The sequence below is a fragment of the Clostridium sp. JNZ J1-5 genome (genome assembly GCF_053901425.1).
The window spans coordinates 1,716,883-1,740,000 of record NZ_CM132773.1; the positions used below are offsets into that span (position 1 = coordinate 1,716,883).

Annotated in this window: 24 protein-coding genes, 1 tRNA gene and 2 rRNA genes (1 of these 27 only partly in view); 6 read left to right on the forward strand and 21 right to left on the reverse strand. The window is 31.2% G+C overall.

Going from position 1 to position 23,118, the window contains the following annotated elements; genetic code table 11:
* Window positions 1–126: 126 nt before the first annotated feature.
* The 3 genes from ACWW38_RS08255 to pepV all read right to left on the reverse strand — a co-directional run bounded on the left by ACWW38_RS08255 (window position 127) and on the right by pepV (window position 3,578).
* Window positions 127–765: a histidine phosphatase family protein gene (locus ACWW38_RS08255; protein ID WP_456260306.1), complete on the reverse strand. Its 639-nt coding sequence runs from the start codon at window positions 763–765 to the stop codon at window positions 127–129.
* A 30-nt stretch (window positions 766–795) separates the two neighbouring features.
* Complete coding sequence (locus tag ACWW38_RS08260; protein WP_456260307.1) at window positions 796–2,052, reverse strand: MDR family MFS transporter; 1,257 nt, start codon at window positions 2,050–2,052, stop codon at window positions 796–798.
* 137 nt (window positions 2,053–2,189) lie between these two features.
* Entirely contained in the window at window positions 2,190–3,578 is a 1,389-nt protein-coding gene (gene pepV / locus ACWW38_RS08265) for a dipeptidase PepV (protein ID WP_456260308.1), read from the reverse strand.
* Between the two features lie 367 nt (window positions 3,579–3,945).
* Here pepV and ACWW38_RS08270 point away from each other — a divergent pair, with 367 nt between their 5' ends.
* The 3 genes from ACWW38_RS08270 to ACWW38_RS08280 all read left to right on the forward strand — a co-directional run bounded on the left by ACWW38_RS08270 (window position 3,946) and on the right by ACWW38_RS08280 (window position 6,091).
* Window positions 3,946–4,701: a tetratricopeptide repeat protein gene (locus ACWW38_RS08270; protein ID WP_456260309.1), complete on the forward strand. Its 756-nt coding sequence runs from the start codon at window positions 3,946–3,948 to the stop codon at window positions 4,699–4,701.
* A 224-nt stretch (window positions 4,702–4,925) separates the two neighbouring features.
* Window positions 4,926–5,060 (forward strand): hypothetical protein, encoded by a 135-nt coding sequence (locus tag ACWW38_RS08275; protein WP_456260310.1) that lies wholly within the window; start codon window positions 4,926–4,928, stop codon window positions 5,058–5,060.
* 200 nt (window positions 5,061–5,260) lie between these two features.
* Window positions 5,261–6,091, forward strand: a complete 831-nt coding sequence (locus ACWW38_RS08280; RefSeq protein ID WP_456260311.1) for a DegV family protein — start codon at window positions 5,261–5,263, stop codon at window positions 6,089–6,091.
* A 17-nt stretch (window positions 6,092–6,108) separates the two neighbouring features.
* On the opposite strand, the gene ACWW38_RS08285 is transcribed toward ACWW38_RS08280, so the two are convergent.
* Both ACWW38_RS08285 and ACWW38_RS08290 read right to left on the reverse strand, forming a co-directional pair.
* Window positions 6,109–7,020, reverse strand: coding sequence for a WG repeat-containing protein (locus tag ACWW38_RS08285; protein ID WP_456260312.1), 912 nt, complete (start codon window positions 7,018–7,020; stop codon window positions 6,109–6,111).
* Window positions 7,021–7,126: 106 nt separating this feature from the next.
* Window positions 7,127–7,504, reverse strand: a complete 378-nt coding sequence (locus ACWW38_RS08290; RefSeq protein WP_456260313.1) for a carbonic anhydrase — start codon at window positions 7,502–7,504, stop codon at window positions 7,127–7,129.
* Window positions 7,505–7,864: 360 nt separating this feature from the next.
* Here ACWW38_RS08290 and ACWW38_RS08295 point away from each other — a divergent pair, with 360 nt between their 5' ends.
* Window positions 7,865–8,245, forward strand: a complete 381-nt coding sequence (locus ACWW38_RS08295) for a hypothetical protein (protein WP_456260314.1) — start codon at window positions 7,865–7,867, stop codon at window positions 8,243–8,245.
* A 137-nt stretch (window positions 8,246–8,382) separates the two neighbouring features.
* Window positions 8,383–9,825 carry a cardiolipin synthase gene (cls, locus tag ACWW38_RS08300; RefSeq protein ID WP_456260315.1) on the forward strand — a complete coding sequence of 481 codons (1,443 nt, stop codon included), beginning with the start codon at window positions 8,383–8,385 and terminating at the stop codon, window positions 9,823–9,825.
* Window positions 9,826–9,985: 160 nt separating this feature from the next.
* On the opposite strand, the gene hisE is transcribed toward cls, so the two are convergent.
* From hisE to ACWW38_RS08360, 12 genes are all read right to left on the reverse strand, one after another.
* On the reverse strand, window positions 9,986–10,318 hold the full coding sequence (hisE, locus tag ACWW38_RS08305; protein WP_456260316.1) for a phosphoribosyl-ATP diphosphatase: 333 nt from the start codon (window positions 10,316–10,318) through the stop codon (window positions 9,986–9,988).
* A gap of 73 nt (window positions 10,319–10,391) precedes the next feature.
* Complete coding sequence (gene hisI / locus ACWW38_RS08310; protein ID WP_456260317.1) at window positions 10,392–10,730, reverse strand: phosphoribosyl-AMP cyclohydrolase; 339 nt, start codon at window positions 10,728–10,730, stop codon at window positions 10,392–10,394.
* Window positions 10,731–10,773: 43 nt separating this feature from the next.
* Window positions 10,774–11,535 (reverse strand): imidazole glycerol phosphate synthase subunit HisF, encoded by a 762-nt coding sequence (gene hisF / locus ACWW38_RS08315; RefSeq protein ID WP_456260318.1) that lies wholly within the window; start codon window positions 11,533–11,535, stop codon window positions 10,774–10,776.
* 13 nt (window positions 11,536–11,548) lie between these two features.
* Window positions 11,549–12,265, reverse strand: a complete 717-nt coding sequence (gene hisA, locus ACWW38_RS08320) for a 1-(5-phosphoribosyl)-5-[(5-phosphoribosylamino)methylideneamino]imidazole-4-carboxamide isomerase (RefSeq protein WP_456260319.1) — start codon at window positions 12,263–12,265, stop codon at window positions 11,549–11,551.
* Entirely contained in the window at window positions 12,262–12,876 is a 615-nt protein-coding gene (hisH, locus tag ACWW38_RS08325) for an imidazole glycerol phosphate synthase subunit HisH (RefSeq protein WP_456260320.1), read from the reverse strand. Before hisH ends, hisA begins: the two co-directional genes overlap by 4 nt.
* A 96-nt stretch (window positions 12,877–12,972) precedes the next feature.
* Entirely contained in the window at window positions 12,973–13,563 is a 591-nt protein-coding gene (gene hisB / locus ACWW38_RS08330; RefSeq protein ID WP_456260321.1) for an imidazoleglycerol-phosphate dehydratase HisB, read from the reverse strand.
* A gap of 15 nt (window positions 13,564–13,578) precedes the next feature.
* Window positions 13,579–14,643, reverse strand: coding sequence for a histidinol-phosphate transaminase (gene hisC, locus ACWW38_RS08335; RefSeq protein WP_456260322.1), 1,065 nt, complete (start codon window positions 14,641–14,643; stop codon window positions 13,579–13,581).
* The gene (gene hisD / locus ACWW38_RS08340; RefSeq protein ID WP_456260323.1) at window positions 14,640–15,935 is read right to left on the reverse strand and encodes a histidinol dehydrogenase; all 1,296 of its coding nucleotides are present in this window, start codon (window positions 15,933–15,935) and stop codon (window positions 14,640–14,642) included. The genes hisC and hisD overlap by 4 nt, the downstream gene beginning before the upstream one ends.
* Before the next feature lie 14 nt (window positions 15,936–15,949).
* Window positions 15,950–16,597, reverse strand: coding sequence for an ATP phosphoribosyltransferase (gene hisG, locus ACWW38_RS08345; protein ID WP_456260324.1), 648 nt, complete (start codon window positions 16,595–16,597; stop codon window positions 15,950–15,952).
* Between the two features lie 53 nt (window positions 16,598–16,650).
* A complete protein-coding gene (locus tag ACWW38_RS08350; protein ID WP_456260325.1) occupies window positions 16,651–17,913 on the reverse strand; it encodes an ATP phosphoribosyltransferase regulatory subunit in 1,263 nt (420 codons plus the stop codon).
* A 206-nt stretch (window positions 17,914–18,119) separates the two neighbouring features.
* Window positions 18,120–18,326: a hypothetical protein gene (locus ACWW38_RS08355; RefSeq protein WP_456260326.1), complete on the reverse strand. Its 207-nt coding sequence runs from the start codon at window positions 18,324–18,326 to the stop codon at window positions 18,120–18,122.
* The gene (locus ACWW38_RS08360) at window positions 18,286–18,525 is read right to left on the reverse strand and encodes a hypothetical protein (RefSeq protein ID WP_456260327.1); all 240 of its coding nucleotides are present in this window, start codon (window positions 18,523–18,525) and stop codon (window positions 18,286–18,288) included. Before ACWW38_RS08360 ends, ACWW38_RS08355 begins: the two co-directional genes overlap by 41 nt.
* Window positions 18,526–18,797: 272 nt before the next feature.
* On the opposite strand from ACWW38_RS08360, the gene rbr reads away from it, so the two are divergent.
* Entirely contained in the window at window positions 18,798–19,388 is a 591-nt protein-coding gene (gene rbr / locus ACWW38_RS08365) for a rubrerythrin (RefSeq protein WP_456260328.1), read from the forward strand.
* Window positions 19,389–19,445: 57 nt separating this feature from the next.
* On the opposite strand, the gene fusA is transcribed toward rbr, so the two are convergent.
* The 4 genes from fusA to ACWW38_RS08385 form a co-directional block, all read right to left on the reverse strand.
* Window positions 19,446–21,524, reverse strand: coding sequence for an elongation factor G (fusA, locus tag ACWW38_RS08370; protein ID WP_456260329.1), 2,079 nt, complete (start codon window positions 21,522–21,524; stop codon window positions 19,446–19,448).
* A gap of 280 nt (window positions 21,525–21,804) precedes the next feature.
* Window positions 21,805–21,879 (reverse strand) — tRNA-Asn (locus tag ACWW38_RS08375).
* A gap of 6 nt (window positions 21,880–21,885) precedes the next feature.
* Window positions 21,886–22,002, reverse strand: a 5S ribosomal RNA gene (gene rrf, locus ACWW38_RS08380).
* Window positions 22,003–22,145: 143 nt separating this feature from the next.
* A 23S ribosomal RNA gene (locus ACWW38_RS08385) occupies window positions 22,146–23,118 on the reverse strand; it runs 1,930 nt beyond the window's last position.

The following is a 23,118-nucleotide window of genomic DNA, read 5'->3' on the forward strand; positions in this document are numbered from 1 at the left end:
TAAGTTCAGTTTCTATATTAGAATACCGACTTGTAAACATTTTAACACCTTTTTATTCAAATTCAAAGATTTTTTTTCGATTTTAATAAATACTTATATATAAAAATATTTATACCAAGTCTAATCTTAAGTAAGCTCTACATTTTCCACTTCTACTTCTCTGTAGTGTGATGTATCTGCATACATAATTACTTTCATTTTCTTATTATCTACTTCTATTTTGGTTAAGCTAGTTTGGTGTATATACGGTGGTTCCCATAAATCTTTTATTGAAATATTTCTAACATAAGACATAAAACATTTTAATGTTGCACCATGTGTTACTACTAATATGTTCTTTCCTTCATTTTCATTAATAATATTTTCTATTTCTTTTACAGCCCTGTCCCTTACCTGCTCAAAATTTTCCCCACCATAAGGAACATATAAATGTGGTGCATTCCAATATTTATGTAATTGTTCCTTGAATTCCTTCTCTATATATTCTTGCTCCTTGCCTTCCCATATTCCTCCATTTATCTCTCTTAAATTATCCCTAGATATAATATCTATATTTTTAGTACCCCTTACTATTTCTGCAGTTTTAAGTGCTCTACCTGATGGACTAGAGTAAATAATATCAATGGATACATTTTCAAGCCTTTCAGAAAGCCATTCTGCTTGCTGTATCCCTAATTCGCTTAAAGGAGAATCATTCCATCCCTGCATCTTTTTTTGAACATTCCAAATAGTTTGTCCATGTCTTATCAAATATAAAGTAGTCATATTATTCCCTCCATTTACAATCTGCTATAATTATCTTTTTAAAGAACTTATATTTTCATTTAATTTGGATTTTTGTGTATTTTTATCTTTTATATATAATCCATACATAAGAATAGCAGCGCTTAAAGCTAAAACAAAAGTAAGCGGCCAAGCCATTCTTACACCTCTATCTTTTATATATATTCCCATAACACTCGGTCCTATAGCAAACCCAGCACCTGATATTATAGGTAAAACAGAATTTACTCTTCCTCTATGTGACATTGGAGTATTATTAGCTATATATACTCCCTGATTAGTTGAAGATAAAATTTCTCCTATTGTCCAAATTATTGTGGATAAAACTAAAAATTTATAGCTTTGGACAAAGTAAAGCATACCAAAACCAATGGCGTAGAATATTCCTGATACAGCTATATTAAATATAGGTCTATTTTTTCTAGTAATAAACACAATGGCAAATGTGAATGTTACTACTACAACAGCATTTACAGACATTAAGGAACCAAATAATACAGAGCCTTGTTCTGGGAAAATATTTTTTACTTGAAGTGGTATAGAAAAATTACTCTGAGAGTAAACAAAAGAATATATCATTGAAACTAGTGAAAACGCTAATAAAGCTGGCCTTTTTAATATAACTGAAAGAAGACTTCCGCTCTCTCCTTTTTCATTTTCATTTATATTATCACTTTTCTCATTATTTAATATGGACTCTTTAACTAATAAGGCTACTAAAGCTAGAGACACCATAGTGGTTAATGCATCTCCCCAAAATATCCACCTAATATATTTCTTGTATAGTACTCCTGCTATCAATGGTCCTATAGCAACTCCAATGTTTATTCCTAAATATAAAAGAGAAAAAGCTTGCTGTCTATTTTTAGTATTTGTTAAGTCTGCTACCATTGCAGCATTTGCAGGTTGGACAGCTCCATTAAAAAAAGTAGATATAATTAAAAGCCATGGTACTAATATTGAATGGCCCAAAAATCCACATGGTATTAGCGTAAGGGCTGCCATCCCTTGAAAAACTATTATTATTCTTTTTCTTCCCACATGATCAGCTAACTTTCCCCCAATAATAGACCCTAATGCCCCACCTATAGCAGCTATCATCATAAATTTTCCAACCTTATCCGAAGTCATTCCCATCTTTTCTGTAAGAAACATGGTAAGGAAAGGAAACACAAAACCTCCTAAACTATTGATAATTCTTGCAAAAAACAAAACTAAAATACTTCTCGGCAACTTCAGATAATCTTTAAATGCCTTTACAATTGTCATATTATCTACCCCTAACTTTCTATTAATACCCCTATATAACATAATCTATTCTATTATAATCTATGTATTGTTCATGCTTGTTACTTACATTATCATTCCTTTGGTTTTAAAAGCCGTCCTTATAGGACGGCCTCTATTTACTTTGCTAATTCATATATAGCATGTGCATAAATTTGAGCATTTTTAATCAAATGATCTATCCTGATATACTCGTTTGGTTGATGGTCTAAATCTGGTTCTCCCGGGAATATAGGTCCAAAGGCAACTATATTAGGCATCTCCTTTGCATAAGTTCCTCCTCCAATTGATAATAGTTGTGCCTTATCCCCTGTTTGTTCTTCATATACTTTAGAAAGTACTTTTATAGTATCATGATCCTCCGGAAAATATAATGGTGGTTGATGTTCCATATTTTCTATTTTAATCTCAGTACCTTTTATTGTATTATTTATTCCGCTTAACATATCTTCATATTTACATGTAACTGGATATCTTACATTTAGCGTCATTGTAACCTTATTATCTTCCATATTTATAACACCAACATTAAATGAAAGTTTACCTGATACTCTATCTTCAAACCCTATTCCAAAAGATTCTCCATTTACCTCCATACCAATATGTTTATTCATAAATCTTATAAATTTAGTGATGTCACTATCCTCTAGTGGGAGTTCTTCTACAAACGCAAACAATTGCATAATTGCATTTTTCCCTAATTGAGGCATACTTCCGTGGGCTGATGCACCAATTGACTTTACAATAACCACTTCATCTTTTGGCTCTACACTTATCTTATATCCAGTTTTTTCCACAAAGTCTTTTGCAGCATTTATAACTATATTAGCATCATTAATTAATATTCCAGCTTCGCAATAGTCCGGAACCATATTCGCCTTGTTTCCACCTTTTACATATTTTATTTTATTTTCTTCTCCTGCATTACAAAATTCTTTTACTAAATTAAAAATTGTTATACCCTTTTCCCCGTTTATAATTGGATACTCTGCATCCGGAGTAAATCCAGATATAGGTGGTTTTTCAGTCTTAAAATAATGTTCTATCTCACCACATCCACTCTCTTCATTAGTTCCAAAAATTATTCTTACTTTCTTAGAAAGATTAAGTCCTAAATCCTTTATAGCTTTAAGTCCATACACTGAAGCAATTATTGGCCCCTTATCATCCATTGTTCCACGACCATATATCTTTTCATCATGTATTTCTGCACCATAAGGCAGATATATCCATCCATCTCCCTCTGGAACTACATCTACATGCCCTAGAATTCCTACATATTCTTCTCCCTCACCATACTCTGCATATCCAATATAATTATCTAAATTTACAGTTTTGAACCCTAGATTATTACAAAGTTGAAGACAATAGTTTAATGCTTTTGCAGGCCCTTCTCCAAAAGGCATCCCATCCTTTGGACTTCCTTCAACACTATTAATCCTAACTAATTCTTGAGTAGATTTTATTATATCATCCTTCATTTTATCAATTTTTAAATTTATTTCCATAATTATCGCCTCATCCAAAATAATTTTAATGTAAAATTTCTTATTTTTTATTATACCATAATTACCAAATTTATTAATAACCTCTCTCAATAAAAATAACAAGCTATTACTATTTTACAATACCTTAATATAAACTAAATATTTTAGATAATGTATTATACCCTATTTAATTTGAAACATACATATCTATGAATATCACTAACTTATCCAATACAATCTAGTTTAAAAAATATCTGCTAGTCAATAATTAAAGTATAAAGCCGTATGTCTTAACATACTAACTTAATAGATATCTTTAAATAAATGTAAAGATAAATGCTCATTTGAAGTAAAAGTAAATCTAAGTATTTATGAAAGGGTGCTATGTATGAAAGATTCTTTAAAAACAGATAAAAAAACTGAAGACATAATAATAAAACATATATCTGATGGTAGAAAACTATTTAAAAATAATGAAGTTGACAAGGCATTTGCTAAATTTGATGAAGCCTTGCAGCTTAATAGCAATTATGCCCAAACCTATTTAGCTAAATGTGAAGCTTATATTGCATTATTTGACGTAGAAAAAGCTGAGGAATGTATAAAGTCTTACTTAAGAATTAGTGCTGATACATATAGAGCCTATTTGAATATGATAGAAATATATATTACAAGCGGTAACTTTGAAAAAGCTCTTTTATTTTGCAACAAAGTCATAAAGCTGCGTCCTAATGATGCTTTGATTTATTATAAAAAAGCTTACATATTAAAACAGCTTAATATGATAAGTGAATCTATTAGATCCTATGATAAAAGTATAAAACTTCAGCCTAAATATTATGAGGCATATTGCGAAAAAGCAGAGCTTCTAACTGCTCTTTGTGATCATAAAGGAGCATTGAAAAGCTATGATAAAGCTATAAGCGTAGATAATCAAAAAAGTGATGCCTATATTGGTAAGGCTCTTGTATATATGGATCTTCAAGATTATCACTCTGCATTCCCATTAGCTAAAAAAGCTTATAGTTTAAATCCTGAAGACGAATGGTGTAAGTGTTACTACACAATTATAAAAGATATTCTGAATAAGCAAAAACTTAATGGTAAAACTAAAGGAGTTGTTATACCATTTAAACATATTTAGTATATATGGTAGATTATCAACTCTAAATATGCAGTATTTATTTTTATAAGTGTAACAAATTGCTTGAGTAAATCATATACTTTTAAAATAAAAAAGTATGTGATTTCTTTATTTCTAAATTTAATAAAAAAGACTATTGCAATATTTTACCACAAACAATATAATATGGGATATATTTCAAATTATATTGTTTTATGTCTATATTCAGGAGGTGCTAAATTATCATGGAAGATTGCTCTAAAATTAATAATAATACTACTATAGAAAAAGCTCCTAAGCCAACCAATGATATTAAAATAAAAAAAACTTTTAAAATCACAGAAGATGTAATAGAGGACTGTTTATCAACATGTCTATGATAAACAAATTTAATAGGAAGAAAGCAACTGACAACACTTGTAAATCAGTTGCTTTCTTTCTTCTTAATTTTAGCATTGATTATTAAATTATTACATAATGTGTTAAAATTAAACTATAAGACATATCTTCTCTTAAATTTAATAGAAAGTTGATATATACTTTAAATCTAATTTTATAAATAGAGTAAGGAGTGAATAAGATGTTGCATATAGTAACAGATAGTTCTTGTGATTTACCTAAGAATATATTAGAAGAAAACAATATAAAAGTTGTTCCATTAACAATATCAATTGATGGAAAAGATTATAAGGAAGGTATAGATATTAGCGCTGAAGAATTTCATAAAAAAATGTTAACATCTAAAGAACTTCCAAAAACCTCTCAACCTTCTCCTATAAACTTTGCTAAAGCCTTTGAAGAATTCTCAGAGGAAGATTCTATTCTTTGCATGACAATATCCTCTGGACTTAGTGGTACATATCAATCCGCTTCTCTAGGAAGGGATATGTGTAAAAATAAAGATAATATTTTTATTTTTGATACTTTAGCAGGATCTTTAGGTCATGGTATTCAAATTTTGAAAGCAAACAAAATGTCACTTGAAGGTAAACCTGTTTCTACTATTATAGAGGAGCTAGAGAAAATCAAGAATGAAACTACTATATTTATACTTTTAGACACATTAGATAATATAGTAAAAGGTGGACGTCTTAGCAAATTTAAAGGTACTTTAGCTAGTATACTAGACATAAAGACAATACTTGAAGGTATAAATGGTAAAGTGGAACTAATAGAAAAAGTAAGAGGTAAAAAGAAATTTATAAATAGAACTATAGAATCAATAGGAAATAAGTGTTCAGATTTTTCAGATAGAGTCTTTGGTATTACACATGTTAGCGACTTAGATGATGCACTGTTATTAAAAAAATTAATTATAGAAAATTTCAATCCTAAGGATGTAATAATAAATACTATGGGATGTACTATGAGTACTTATGCTGGAAAGAATGGAATGATTATTTCATTCTAAGATAAGAAACCTCAAAGTTACTTTTGAGGTTTCCATACATATTCTCCGTTCTTATCTATATAACCTATCTTGTTGCCTAACTCTATCATTGCAATTCCATCAACAAATTCGTAAGCTTCGCTAAACTTAGGTTCTATTATCATTTTTCCTGTCATGTCTATATATCCCCATTTACCATCTACTTGAACTCCTATTAATCCTTCACTAATTACATCAACATCTTCGTATTCTAAAGGGATTATAACTTTGCCAGTTTTATCTATATATCCATATTTGTCATTTTTGCATACTGCTGCATATCCTTCAAAAAAATCATCGGCTTCTTCATACTCAGGTTTTATAACTATCTCATCTGCTTTATTTATAAAACCATATCCTTCTTTTAATTCTACAGATGCTAATCCATCTTTAAAGTCATTGGCTACAGAATATTTTGGTTTTATAACTACATTCCCATTCTTATCAATATATCCATATTTTTTATTTATATCTACCGCTGCTAATCCTTCACTAAATCCATGAGCATAGTTATAATTATTTTCTATTGCCAGTTCTCCTTGCTTATTTATATATCCTTGCTTCCCACCAATTTGAACTAGTGCTAATCCATCACTAAAGTTATAAGCATCTATAAATGATAGGGGGATAACTTCCTCTCCCTTTTTATTTACATATCCCCATTTGTAAGTAATCTGTACAGCAGCTAAATCCTCTGAAAATAGATTTACTTCTTTATACTTTGGCTCTATTACTATTTCACCATCTTTATTTATAAATCCTAATTTATTGTCTATTCCTATTATAGCTAAATCTTCATAGAAGTCCTCTGCATAATCAAACTTAGCTTCAATAACTAGGCTTCCTAAATTATCAATATAACCATATTTACCATTGACCAACACTGGATACAATTTTTTTGTTGTACTCATTATTTCCCCTCCTAAGCAGGTATATACTATTATTTTTAATCGTTCTCATTATATTATAGCGTATTTACATTATATCCCCTAATATATTTTTATTACATCATTATTATTATATTTCAATAACTTGCCATTCATGATTAACCCATAATCCTATAACTTCTACATTTAACCCCCATTCTTTAACGTTATTAACTGCGGATTTAATGTATCTTATGTGTTCTTCTTCACCTACAGGATTTCCTGCACAATCATAGTGCCCTACCACTGCAATTACTTTGGACCCATGTACCCCAATAGATATATCTAACTTTCTCTTAATTGAATTAATCACTGTTATATCCTGCTGATCTGCTACTATTTTGTTAGGGCCTGGCTCAGTTATCATATCTAAATACTTAATACCATATTTATTCTTCATATAATCAATAACAGGTTGCTGTGCTCTTCCATCTATACAGCTTATAGCAGCTGCAAATTCTTCTTTCATTAAAAAGTCCCCCTTTTAACCCATTTTTAATGTTTTACATAGATCATTAAATTTATCTATAGAATATTTATTCACTATTTTACTATAAGGTTTTATGCTATTTCAATTAAAATCAACTAAAATAGCTTATTTTAGGCTATAAAGTAACTTTTTTTATGTTTAAAATTTAATAATTATAAGAGTTTGTAATTATATGTATAAATATTTTACATAATACAATACAACATTTTTATACTCATTTTGATATATTTTCATAATAATAATCTTATTTTTTTATTAGTAATTATGTTAAAATAGTAGTTAAATATGTTTAATTCTAATTTTGTCATATTTAAATCAATTTTGTAAGAAGGTGATATTTTGATTAATCCTTTAGAAATAACTGTATCTAATGAAGCTTATAGTCAATTAATAACATTATTAAAGCATCATAGTGAAGATTATTCTTGTGTGAAACTGTCTTACTCTAATGGTTGTTGCAAAAGCTCCAAAGTTGATATATATTTAGACGATTTAATTGATAAAGAAGAATATAATGTGGATAATATAGGAGGAATACCTTTTATATACGATGATTTATTAACTACTAATATAAAAAAGGTAGAAATCATTTATAAAAATTCTTCTTTTATGCTTAAGGCTACACCAGTAAATAATGTTCATAAAAGCTGCTCTGATTGCCCTAGCGGCTGCGGTTCTAGTGGAAAAAAGAATTCATGTACTGGATGTAATCATAATTAATTTAAATAATAAGCTAACAGATAACTTGTTCTGTTAGCTTTATTCTTAAAACTAGCTAAGTTGGTATTTATATGTTATATTAAGATATAATTTACATTAACTTTGGAAATTACTTATTTTAAGGGAGGCAAATATTTATGCATTTTTTACTTACCTTATTAAAAGTATTAACCTACTTAAATTTGGTTTTTGCCCTTTTAATTATATTTTTTGAAAGACGAAATCCTTCTGCTACTTGGGCATGGCTAATGGTTCTAATACTAATACCTGGTATAGGATTTATATTATATCTTCTATTAGGTCAAAACTTAAGCAGGAGAAAGATGTTTGAATTAAAAACTGAAGAAGATAGATTTCATAAGCAGCTATTGGTTCAAGGTAAACAACTTTCTGAAGATACTATAGAGTTTCATGATAAGGCTATGAATGAATATAAAGATATGATGTATATGAATTTAATCAACAGCCAATCCGTATTTACACAGAATAACTCAGTAGAAATATTTACTGATGGCCATGATAAATTTAATGCATTATTTGAATCAATAGAAAATGCAACTGATCATATTCATATGGTTTATTATATTATTAAAAATGATACTTTAGGTAATAAACTAATAGATATTCTGTCTAAAAAAGCTGATGAAGGTGTTGAAGTTAGATTTCTTTACGATGGGATGGGTGGATTAAGACTACCAAAGCATTTCTTTGACAGATTAAAAGCATCTGGTGGGAAAATAGCCTGCTTTTTTCCTTCATTACTACCATTGGTAAACGTCCGTGTAAACTATAGAAATCATCGAAAAATAGCAGTAATAGATGGTAACGAAGCTTACGTAGGTGGATTTAATATTGGAGATGAATATTTAGGAAAAAATAAAAAGTTTGGTTATTGGCGAGATACCCATATAAAGATAAAGGGAAGTGCTGTTGACTCTCTCCAACAAAGATTTCTACTTGATTGGCGTTATGCTTCTGATGAAAAAATAGCCTTTGATAAGAAGTACTTTCCTCCTAAATGTTCTCATGGACAAATAGGAATTCAAATAGTATCAAGTGGTCCCGATTCAGAATGGGAACAAATAAAAAATGGCTATATCAAAATGATTCATTCCGCTAAGAAAAATGTTTATATTCAAACTCCTTATTTTATACCAGATGAGAGTATTTTAGAGGCACTAAAAATAGCTTCCTTATCAGGTGTAGATGTTAGAATTATGTTCCCTGGCAAGCCTGATCATCCTTTTGTTTATTGGGCATCACTTTCATACATTGGAGAACTATTAAAAAGTGGAGTTCGTAGCTATACTTATGACAAGGGATTTATTCACAGCAAAACTATTGTAGTAGATGGTAAAATATCTTCTGTTGGCACTGCTAATATGGATGTTAGGAGTTTTAGATTAAATTTTGAAGTAAATGCTTTTATTTATGATTCTAATGTATCCGAAACTTTAGAACAGAAATTTGAAGAAGACATAAATGATTGTACAGAAATAACAAAAATACGTTACGATGAAAGATCTATTTTAATAAAGTTTAAAGAATCCATTTCCAGATTGCTTTCTCCTGTTTTATAAAAAACCTTCTTAATTAAATAGTGATTTATTAAAATTTAAAATTATAAAGACGTTATTTTCTATATATTCAGTGAAGATAGCGTCTTTATTTTTAAATATCTATAACAGCCAGTGCCTTGCTTTAACTTTTTATCTTTTAAATTTATTATTGACATAACTCTTATATATTCTCGATTTCTCTTCTATCTTGTTTTTTATTTCCTATCTTCTCTCTTCTCTTTTCCAACTCAATTCTTATACTATCTAATTCAATACCCTCTTCAGCCATAAGCACAAGTATATGATAGCTTAAATCGCATATTTCATTTACAAGTTCAACCTTATCTCTATTCTTTGCTGCTATAATAACTTCTGTACACTCTTCTCCTACTTTTTTTAAAATTTTATCTATCCCTTTTTCAAATAGGTAGTTAGTGTAAGACCCTTCCAAAGAATTTTCTTTTCTATCTAATACAACTTGAAACAGTTCCTTTATTACATCTATATTATTCATTTATAATCCCCCTCTTTTTACTACATAGCTAATTGCCCCTAGCATACAACTTATTTATATGGATATAATTAGACTATTCTATAGTTAAGTCTCTATAAAAACAAGTTTTGTTTCCCGTGTGGCACGCTGCCCCTATTTGATGAACCCTTACTAAGAGAGTGTCTCCATCACAATCTAGTGCAATGCTTTTAACATGTTGAAAATTTCCAGAGGTGCTTCCTTTATTCCAAAATTCCTGCCTTGACCTACTCCAAAACCATGTAGTCTTAGTACTTATTGTCCTCTCAAGGGATTCTTTATTCATATATGCCATCATTAAAACTTCCTCAGTATTAAAATCTTGAATAATACAAGGAACCAATCCATTGCCTTTATTGAAATCTACTGCTTTTAGTAGCTCTTCCGTAGTCAACTTTATAACACCTCCAAACTTTTCAGTGACCAGCGACTCTATTTTAAAATCTTACTTCAATATCATCCTTATTAAGATATTCTTTTACTTCATTAATAGTTAACTCTCTAAAGTGAAACAATGAAGCTGCCAGTGCTGCATCTGCTCCACTTTCTTTAAATACATCAACAAAATGCTGAAGTTTTCCACACCCTCCTGATGCAATTACAGGAATATTCACAGCTTTGCACACAGCATCTGTAAATTCTACATCATATCCTTGCTTTGTTCCATCAGCATCCATACTTGTTAATAGAATTTCTCCTGCACCTAATTCCTCAACTTTTTTAGACCATTTTATAGCATCCAGTCCAGTATCTATTCGTCCTCCATTGATAAATACATTCCATCCAGAACCATTTTCTCTTTTCTTGCCATCAATAGCAACTACAACGCATTGGCTGCCAAACTTCTCTGATGCATCCTTTATAAGTATTGGATTCCTTATAGCAGCTGAATTTATTGATATTTTATCAGCACCAGCTCTTAAAATTTCTTTAAAATCATCTAATGTTTTAATTCCTCCCCCTACTGTAAGTGGTATAAATACCTTCTCCGCAGTTCTTTTAACTACATCTATCATAGTAGCTCTTCCTTCATGTGTTGCTGTAATATCTAAAAATACTAATTCATCTGCCCCTTCTTTATTGTAAAATTCAGCAATGGCAACTGGATCTCCAACATCTTTTAAATTTACGAAATTTACACCTTTAACTACTCTTCCCATATCCACATCCAGGCAAGGTATTATTCTTTTAGTTAGCATAGTTTACCCCCTCTTATTCTTTACTTAGAGTTACTGCTTCTTTTAAATCTATAGTTTTTGAATAAATAGCCTTCCCAATAATTACACCATAAAGATTCATTTCTTTTATTTTTTTAACATCATCAATGCTTTTAATTCCCCCAGAAGCAGTAATATCACAAGATACATTTTCTTTAAGTTTCTCCAAAGCGCTAATGTTAGGTCCAGTTAGTGTTCCATCCCTGCTTATATCAGTAAATATTATATTTTTTACACCTATAGCTTCCATTTCTTTAGCAAAATCAACATAATCCACTTTACTAATATTTATCCATCCATCTACAGCAACGTATCCATTCTTTGCATCTATTCCAACAGCTATTTTTTCACCATATTTATTAACTGATTCTTTAACCAACTTAGGGTTATTAAGAGCAGCTGTCCCTAATATAACACGGCTTATTCCCCTTTGTATTAAATAATCTATAGTCTCTATATCCCTTATTCCTCCCCCTAACTCTATAGGTACTTTAACCTCTTCTATAACCTTGGAAACCAAATCTATGTTTACACCTTTTCCCTTTAATGCTCCATCTAGATCAACCATGTGTATATATTCTGCTCCACACTTTTTAAAGTACTCTGCAGTATCTACAGCACTGTTGGCTACTATTTCTAACCTATTGAAATCTCCCTTATAAAGCCTTACACACTTTCCACCTTTTAAATCTATAGCAGGTAAAATAATCATTTAACCATCTCCCCAAAGTTCTTTAACATTCTTAATCCTATATCTCCGCTTTTTTCTGGGTGAAATTGCAATCCATATATATTTTCTTTACTTACTACCCCTGGAATTTTAACTCCATAATCTACATAAGCATTTAGTATATTCTCTTCACTAACTTCTGCATAATATGAGTGAACAAAGTATACATAACTTCCTTCCTCTATACCACTTAATATAGGACTTTTTTTATTATAAACTAGGCTATTCCATCCCATGTGAGGTATCTTCAAATCACCTTTTATTTTCTCTATTTCTCCCTTTAAAAATCCAAGCCCCTTGCTATTTTTCCCCTCATCACTTTCTTCAAATAATAGCTGCATTCCAAGACAAATCCCAAGAATAAATTTGTCTTCTTCTACGGCTTTTCTTAAAATAGTATCTAATCCGGATTTTATTATATTATCAATAGCATCTGGGAAAGCTCCTACCCCTGGAAGTATTATTCCGTCGCTATTTAATATTAATTCCTTATCATCTGTAATAATAGATTTTATCCCCAATGAATCTAGTGCATTTTCAACGCTTCTTAAGTTTCCCATTCCATAATCTACAATTGCAATCACCAATCTCAACTCCCCGTTCTTTGATACCTAGCCACTAATCCTAAATTACTTTCCGCTAGTAACTATCTACTTTATACCAAGCTATTACTTATATAGTTGCTAGTCCTATATACTTCCCTTAGTTGACATAACCCCTTTTATTCTTTCATCTATGTCTACAGCTTCCCTCATAGCTCTTCCTAATGCTTTAAATACAGCTTCAATCATATGATGATTATTTTTTCCATATAGGATTATTGAGTGTAACGTTATCTCTGCATTAAAAGCAAAAGCTCTTAAAAATTCTTCCACTAGCTCAGTATCCATTTGTCCAACTTTTTCTACAGTAAAGTTAAAATTGCATACAACATATGGTCTTCCGCTTATATCCATTGAAACTGAAGCTAAAGTCTCATCCATTGGCACAAAGGCTGTTCCATATCTTTTAATTCCAACTTTATTTCCTATAGCTTTTTTGAAACACTTTCCTAGTGCTATTCCTAAATCTTCTATTGTATGGTGCCCATCTACTTCTAAATCTCCTTTAGCATCTATTTTAAGATTTAAAAGTCCATGTTTTGTCATTAAGTTAAGCATATGATTGAAAAACCCTATACCAGTATCCCCTTCATAATTGCCTTCACCATCTAAATTTAATACTATATTTATATCTGTTTCTCCTGTTTTTCTAGAAAAGACTGCTTCTCTCCTTTCCAATAACATCACCCCAATTTATCTATTTACTTTTTGTGTTTCTCTTAGTACTCCTAGTACAGCTTCATTCTCTTCTCTACTTCCTGCATTTATTCTTAAACAGTTTTCGAGTCTACCTTCATTGAACTTTCTTACTTTAATTCCTTTTTCTATTAATTTTCTGTTTATCTTATCTGCATTATAGGTTTCTATTAATATAAAATTTGCTTCTGTAGGATATGTTTTTATATCCTCTATTTTATTTAGCTCCTCATAAAGATAACTTTTTTCTTCAATTATCCTGCTTATGCTCTCTTCAATAAAAATGCGATTTTTTAGGATTACTACTCCTATAGCCTGACTTATAGAATTCACATTAAAAGGAGGCTTAACTTTTTTTATTTCCTTCAACAAAATTTCATTAGTTATTAAGAATCCAAGTCTTAACCCTGCACTTCCCAGTGCCTTTGAGCAGGTTCTTAAAACTATTAGGTTATCATAATCTTTTATTCTATTTACTAAAGATTTACCATAAAACTCAACATAGGCTTCATCTATTATAACTATACAATTGCAGTTTTCAATTACTTTTATAATATCTTCTTCTGGTATTATTCCACCAGTAGGATTATTAGGATTTGAAAGGATTAATATCTTTGGCTTTTCCATAGCAACTTTATTTATTAATAAATTCACATCAAGTTTGAATTTTTTATCTAAATCAAGACTTACCACTTTTCCTCCACGTATTTCTGCATATACTTGATACATTGAAAAATCAGGACTCACCACAAATAGCTTATCTCCTTTATCTAAGAAAGTAGTTACAATAATTTGCACAAGCTCATCAGAACCATTCCCTACAATTATATTTTTCTCATCTACTTTTATAAACTCACTATAAAGCTTGCATAATGCCTTAGAATTTGGATCTGGGTATCTGTTAAATGGTACATTAATTACTGCTGATGCTATTTGCTCTTTCAAATCTAATGGAAACTCTATAAAACTTTCATTAGCATCCAATTTTATATTAAAAGTTCCTTCTCCAACTTCATAAGGTTTAAAATTTTTAATATCCTGTCGGAAAAATTTCTCTATCATTTTTCAAACCTCACTTTAATAGAATTTGCATGTGCTGTTAATCCTTCTGTTTCTGCAATAGTGACTATTTGATCTTTAACTTTAGACAAGCCTTCCTCTGAATAATATATAAAGCTGGATTTCTTAATGTAATCATCTACTGATAATGGAGAAAAGAATTTTGCACTTCCACTGGTTGGTAATACGTGGTTTGGACCTGCCATATAATCGCCTAGTGGCTCAGGGGCATATTTTCCTAAAAATATTGAACCAGCATTTTTAAGCTCGCCTAAAATTTTAAATGGTTCTTCAACCATTACTTCTAAATGTTCGGGTGCTATTATATTGGATATTTCTATAGCATCTTTTATATTATCTACAACAAATATTGCACCATAATCCCTAATAGAAGTACAAATTATATCCTTTCTTGACAGAGTCTTAACCTGTCTTTCCAATTCATTTCTTACCTTAAGCGCTAAATCATTTGATGTTGTTACTAGAATTGCTGAAGCAAGTATATCATGTTCAGCTTGAGACATTAAATCTGCTGCAATTAATTTAGGATCTCCATTTTCATCTGATATAATTAGTATTTCACTTGGACCTGCTATCATATCAATATCCACGAACCCATAGACACTTCTCTTTGCCATTGCAACGTATATATTTCCTGGTCCTACAATTTTGTCTACCTTAGGTATAGTTTCTGTTCCATAAGCTAAAGCCCCTACCCCTTGGGCTCCTCCAACCTTATATATTTCATCTACTCCAGCAATATCAGCTGCAACTAATATATTAGGATTTATATTTCCATCTTTAGATGGTGGAGTTACCATAACCACCTTTTTTACTCCAGCTACCTTGGCTGGAATTGTATTCATTATAACTGATGAAGGATATGCTGCTGTTCCACCTGGAACATATATTCCTACAATATCTAATGCTCTGACTTGTTGCCCTAGCATTATGCCATCTTCTTTTGTAACCATCCATGATTTTTGCTTTTGTTTTTCGTGATAAAACCATACATTCTCTTTTGAAAGTTTAATAGCTTCTATAAATTTTTTATCCACAATCTCATATGCTTTTTTTATTTCATCCACACTTACTCTTACATTTTGTGAATTAATTAATTCACTATCAAATCTGTTAGTATATTTAACAACTGCATTGTCCCCATTTTTCTTTACATCTTCCAATATCTCTTCCACAGCTATAATTACTTCTTTTTGTACTGCTTCTGCCCTATCTTTAAGATCCTCGGTATAATAATCTTTATTTTTCTTATCTACCTTTACTATATCAATCATTTTCTGTCCCCCTTTTAATCCATATACTTTTTAACTACTTCACTTGTCTTTTCAATTATCTTACCAACTTCTTCTTGCTTTGTTTTCATGCTTGCTTTGTTTACTATCATTCTGGCACTTATAGGACATATTTCATCTACTATGATAAGTCCATTTTCTTTTAAGGTAGAACCTGTTTCCACTATATCCACTATTGCATCAGCAAGTCCCACTAAGGGAGCTAGTTCTACTGAACCCTCTATTTTAATAAGCTCAACATCAAATCCTTTTTTTCTGAAATATTCTCTTGCCACATTAGGATATTTAGTAGCTATTTTTTTTCTATTATATCCTTTATTCAAATTAAATTCTGGTAAAGCTGCTAATGCAAATCTACATTTACCTACTTTCAAATCTAGTACTTCATAGAACTCTTTACTTGTCTCCATTAATGTATCTTTCCCAACTATACCTATATCAGCTGCCCCGTATTCAACATATGTGGTTACATCTGGCGCCTTCACAAGAAAAAATTCTATATTGTAATCACTATTTTTACATTGAAATATAAGTTTGCGCCCCTTACACTCTAATTCACTTAAATCTATACCAATAGATTTAAATATACTAAGAGCTTTCTCTTCGAGTCTTCCCTTTGTTAATGCTATTTTTACCTTCTTCAAATAAACCACCCCAACTTTTCATTAGCCAATTATATATTTCAAACTTTTAAAACTTATAACTGCGATATGAACTTATCAATTCCTAAAAGACTACCTTCTCCATCAGAAGTATCATATATCCTAATATTTTTATCATCTATTATACTAATCATTTCAGATGCCTTATTCCCTTTTGCATATTCTAAAGACTTTTCTTCCTCTTCGAATAGACTTAGTTCACAAATCAATCCTTTTTCTCGAATTATATTCATCAGTTCATAAGCTTTCTTTAAAAGTTTATTATTATAAAATATAAGAATTTTTTTACTATTTTGAGTAATTAAAGACTCTTGTCTTCTTAAAGCCACCATTACATTATCAACATTAATTGCAAACCCGGTAGCTGGAAGCTTAAGTCCAAATTGTTGTATTAGATTATCATATCTTCCACCACTTAATATATAATCACCAACATCATCTACATAACCCCTAAATATTATGCCAGTGTAATAATCAATATTTTGTACCATACCAAGGTCAATGGATATATATTCACTTAGCCCTATTTCATTTATAACATCATAAATATCATAAATATTATTCAATGCTTCTAACGCTTTTTGGTTTTTAGTTAGTTCTCTAGCCTTATATACGATTTCGATACCTCCAAATAATTGAGGTAACTTCTCTAATATATCAATACTATCTTTAGAAATATTGCACTCTTTTTCTTTTAATAAATTGCTAAGAGTAACATAGTTCTTATCTTCTATTAAGCTTCTAATTTTCTCCAACTCTTCTTCATTCATCTGAATATCTTCTATCAGAGCTTTAAAAAAATTTGCCTGCCCAATTTCAATTTTAAAGTTTTTAAGACCTAAATCTAAAAATGCACTTATAGCTGTAATTATAATATCTACATCAGACTTTACATTTTTAGTTCCTATTATTTCCACCCCTGATTGAGTTATCTCGCTTATTTTACCATTTAAGTTTTCATTTATTCTAAAAATATTAGACGTATAGCAAAGTTTTAAGGGATAAGCACATCCTTTTATTTTAGTAGATGTAATCCTTGCTATAGGTGTAGTCATATCAGGTCTTAAAACAAGTATTCTTCCTGTATTGTCGAATAATTTATACATTTTTTCTTGTGGAATTGGTTGATTATCCGAATTAAATACATCATAAAATTCTAATGTAGGTGAAATTACCTCTGAAAAACCACTATATCTATATACCTTTCTTAATGATTCCTCTATCATTAATTTTGCATCACATTCATCAAAAAGAATATCTTTCATTCCATCTGGTATATACCTTCTCCACTTTGCCATATCCCCATCCCTCACTTTATTAATTTAACGCTTTAATGTAATAAATTATAAAAAGATAATAACATTGTTTTACATTGGTGTCAATATAAAAATAACCTTGTCCTACTAACGGAAAGTTTTAAATTAACATAAAAATCAACATCTATTTAAAACATATCCTAAAAATAAAAAGACTTTATACATAAATATGTATAAAGCCAAAATTGCTAAAGAAGATTATTTCCTAATATTTCTCTTAATTTTTCATTTCTATCATATCCTTGAGCTACTGTATTCAGTGTAGGGATATCTCCACTGTATTCTCCCATAGTATGATATTTTCCTGTAAGATTTGTCTCTACATTTTGATAATAGTGAGGTACCCTTACAATATTACCTCTTGTTTCTTGCTGCTGAGATCCGTAGTTTTCCATCCTTACTTCCTCCTTTAGAAGAAATATTAAAATTATTATTTTTTAACATGTTATATATAATATCTGAGTTTTCTATACTTTCGTTATTTAATGTTATTGTAAATTTATCATCTACATCAACTATTCCCATATAATCATCTATCTTACTATAATCACTTAAATTAATTTTGCCCAAAATATCTAGTTTATATTCTGACATAAAACTCGCCCTTTCGATTTGTTTTTATTTATTTTTTGCAATTTGTACTTTAAATATTCATTTAAGCTTATTTCTTTGAAAGCTATATGTTATTGAATAAAGCTAATTTTAATGATATTAGATATTACACTTACTGATATTTGCAAAAATCGTTATGTAAACAATCATAGTTAAATAATATTAACTTTTAGTTATTTGATATATTTAACTCTAAATGTTATAATTTATAATAGTTGGATAAATTAAATACTCTTTATTAGGGGGAATTGTTTATGAAAAATTTAAAGGGAACTAAAACCGCTGAAAATTTAATGAAAGCATTTGCCGGAGAATCTCAAGCTAGAATGAAATACACATATTATGCATCTCAAGCAAAAAAAGATGGATATGTTCAGATTTCAAACATATTTATGGAAACTGCTGAAAATGAAAAAGAGCATGCAAAAAGATTTTTAAAACATATATTAGAAGATGAAAATCTACATGGTGAAGCAATAGAAATTAATGCATCATATCCAGTTGGCCTAAGCGATACAAAAGCTAACCTAGCTTATGCTGCTGGTGGAGAAAATGAAGAATGGACAGAATTATACCCAACTTTTGCAGCCGTAGCTGAACAAGAAGGTTTTAGCGATATAGCTCTAACTTTTAAAAACATTGCAAAAGTAGAAAAAGCTCACGAAGAAAGATATAGAAAATTACTTGCTAATATTGAAAACAATGAAGTGTTTAAAAAAGCTGAAACTACTCTATGGAAATGTGGAAACTGTGGATTTATTTATGAAGGTGTTGAAGCACCTAAAGTATGTCCAGCATGTCTACATCCTCAAAGTTACTTCGAAGTTTTATGTAAAAATTATTAAAAAAAAGCTCTGGAATTTTATAAAGTTCCAGAGCTTTTTAGCTAATTTTGTAAATTTCTATTCTTTTTCTTTTGCTTTGCTTATCACTTTTTCAGCTTCAGTAGCTGGAAGTTCCTCATATCTTTCAAATCTCATTTCAAAGCTGCCTCTAGCACCGGTTATTGATTTTAAATCTGTAGCATATTTAAACATCTCCGCCATAGGAACTTCAGCAATAATCTTTTGCATTCCTTTATCTGATTCCATACCTAATACTCTTCCTCGTTTTTTGTTTATATCTCCTATAACATCACCCATAAAATCATCAGGAACTTCCACTTCAACATGCATAATAGGCTCTAGTAAAACAGGATTTGCTTCTTGAATTCCTTTTTTGTAAGCAATTGAAGCTGCTACTTTAAATGCCATTTCAGATGAATCTACTGGATGGTAGGATCCATCATGAAGTGTTGCTTTTAATCCTATAATAGGGTAACCAGCTAATACTCCATGTCTCATAGCTTCCCTTAACCCTTTCTCGACAGCAGGTATATAATGTCTTGGAACGACACCGCCAACAATTTTATCTACAAATAATAAATCTTCTCCACCATCATCTCTAGGTTCAAATTTTATTTTTACATCTCCATATTGTCCATGTCCACCTGTCTGCTTCTTATGTTTTCCCTGTACATCTGCTTGTTTTTTTATAGTTTCTCTATAAGGTATCTTAGGTATCTGAAGATCTACCTCTACTCCAAATTTATTTTTCAGTTTATTTGCTATTATTTCTAAATGAGTTTCACCTATTCCTGATATTATTGTATCTGCATTTTCTAAATCCCTTTTAATACTTATTGTAGGATCTTCGTCTAAGAGTTTATTTAATCCAGACGATATTTTATCTTCATCACCTTTTGATTTTGTTAATACAGCCATTGAAATTAATGGCTTAGGAAACTTAATTTCTTCATAACATATTGATGATTCAGACTCACATAATGTATCACCTGTACTAGTATACTGTAATTTTGATACAGCTCCAATATCTCCTGCCAATACTTCATTTGTCTGTATTTGTTCTTTTCCTCTTAAGTAATACATAGCACCAATTCTTTCATGCTTTTTCTTATTTGCATTGTATACAACAGAATCAGCCTTAGCCTTTCCAGTAACAACCTTAAATAAAGATAACTTACCTACGAAAGGATCTGCAATGGTCTTAAACACAAAAGCAGAAAAAGGTGCCTTTTCATCAACAGAGATTTCTAATTTTTTATCTTTATCTAAATTAATAGCTTTAATCGGTATTGACTCCATTGGAGATGGGAAACAGGCAATTATATCGTCTAATAAAGTTTTTATTCCTATTCCTAAATAAGCAGAGCCACAAGCCACTGGAGCTATTTCTCCTGATCTTGTACCTTTTTGAAGACCGTTATAAATTTCTTCATCACTTAATGTACCTTCATCAAAATATTTTTCTAGTAGTATTTCATCTGTTTCAGCTATTGATTCCATTATCATTTTCTTATATTCATCAACTTTTTCTATATATTCATCGGGAACTTCGGAAACTTCTATTTGCTTAGTTTTTGTATTATATACTTTTGCTTTTCTAGATATGATATCTATAATTCCTATAAAATCGTTTTCTTTTCCAACAGGGTATTGGATTGGTACAACAGAAATGCCAAACTGTTCTTTAAGTTGTAATAACACTTTTTCAAAATCACTATTTTCTGTATCTAATTTGTTTATGAAAAATGATCTGGGCATATTATATTTATTAACATAATCCCAGGCTTTTTCTGTGCCTACCTTTACTCCGGATCTAGCTGACACTGTAATTACAGCCATATCAGCTGCTTTTAATCCTTGTATAGTTTCTCCTACGAAGTCAAAGTATCCAGGCATATCCACTACGTTCAATTTCACATTGTTCCATTTGCATGGCAAAATTGAAGTAGCTATTGAAATCTTTCTTTTCTTTTCTTCTGGATCATAATCACTAAGTGTATTTCCATCTTCAACTCTGCCAAACCTATCACTAGTTCCTGTATGAAATAGTATAGCTTCAGCAAGTGTAGTCTTCCCTGAGCCGCTGTGTCCAATTAATCCAATATTCCTTAAATCTTGGGTGCAGTAATTTTTCATAAAATAATTCCCCCTTATCTGTAACCTTCTAAGTTACTAAATAATGTTTTTAATTAGACTATATTATTAAATTGTTAATTTATTGCAGCAGAAGAGTCTAAACTTATGATGAGTTTCAATTTTCTACTTAGTTAATTTTATTATTAATTGCTGGTCTATATTACTTAAAATAATTCTACATTTACAGAAAATATCCTTCCAAATAAAAAAAATCTTAAACTTTTTATATAAAAGTTTAAGATTTATATTAATTACTAATTATTCTATCAAAAAATAAAAATGGCTCCGCGAAAAGGATTCGAACCTTCAACCTATCGGTTAACAGCCGAGTGCTCCACCGTTGAGCTATCGCGGAACATTTACCTGGCTACGACCTACTCTTCCACACCGTCTCCAGTGCAGTACCATCGGCGCTTTGAAGCTTAACCTTCGTGTTCGGAATGGGTACGGGTGTTGCCTTCAAGCCATAATAACCAGATGCATGATTTGTCAAAATCTCTGATTTTGCTAACAAATCAGTACTCATCAGCTATGCTGAGGAGTTTTCTTTTTTGAATTTTGTTGACAAATTCAAGAAGAATATTTGAATTATTCTTTCAAAATTGCACAGTGAATTAATATTTGATCAAGCCCTCGATCTATTAGTATCAGTCAGCTTAATGCATTGCTGCACTTACACCTCTGACCTATCAACCTGGTAGTCTTCCAGGGATCTTACTAGCTTACGCTATGGGAAATCTAATCTTGAGGTGGGCTTCACGCTTAGATGCTTTCAGCGTTTATCCCTTCCCGACATAGCTACCCAGCTGTGCTCCTGGCGGAACAACTGGTGCACCAGAGGTCAGTCCATCCCGGTCCTCTCGTACTAAGGACAGCTCCTCTCAAATTTCCTACGCCCACGGCGGATAGGGACCGAACTGTCTCACGACGTTCTGAACCCAGCTCGCGTGCCGCTTTAATGGGCGAACAGCCCAACCCTTGGGACCGACTACAGCCCCAGGATGCGACGAGCCGACATCGAGGTGCCAAACCTCCCCGTCGATGTGGACTCTTGGGGGAGATCAGCCTGTTATCCCCGAGGTAGCTTTTATCCGTTGAGCGATGGCCCTTCCATACAGAACCACCGGATCACTAAGCCCGACTTTCGTCCCTGCTCCACCTGTATGTGTCGCAGTCAGGCTCCCTTCTGCCTTTACACTCTACGCGCGATTTCCGACCGCGCTGAGGGAACCTTTGGGCGCCTCCGTTACCTTTTAGGAGGCGACCGCCCCAGTCAAACTGCCCACCTAGCAATGTCCTGTGACCAGATTCATGGCCGCCAGTTAGAATTCCAGTACTATCAGGGTGGTATCCCAAGGACGACTCCACGAAAGCTGACGCTCTCGCTTCTAAGTCTCCCACCTATCCTGTACAGACAATACCGAAATTCAATGCTAAGCTACAGTAAAGCTCTACGGGGTCTTTCCGTCCAACCGCGGGTAGCAAGCATCTTCACTTGCACTTCAATTTCACCGGATTTGCTGCCGAGACAGTGCCCAAATCATTACGCCATTCGTGCGGGTCGGAACTTACCCGACAAGGAATTTCGCTACCT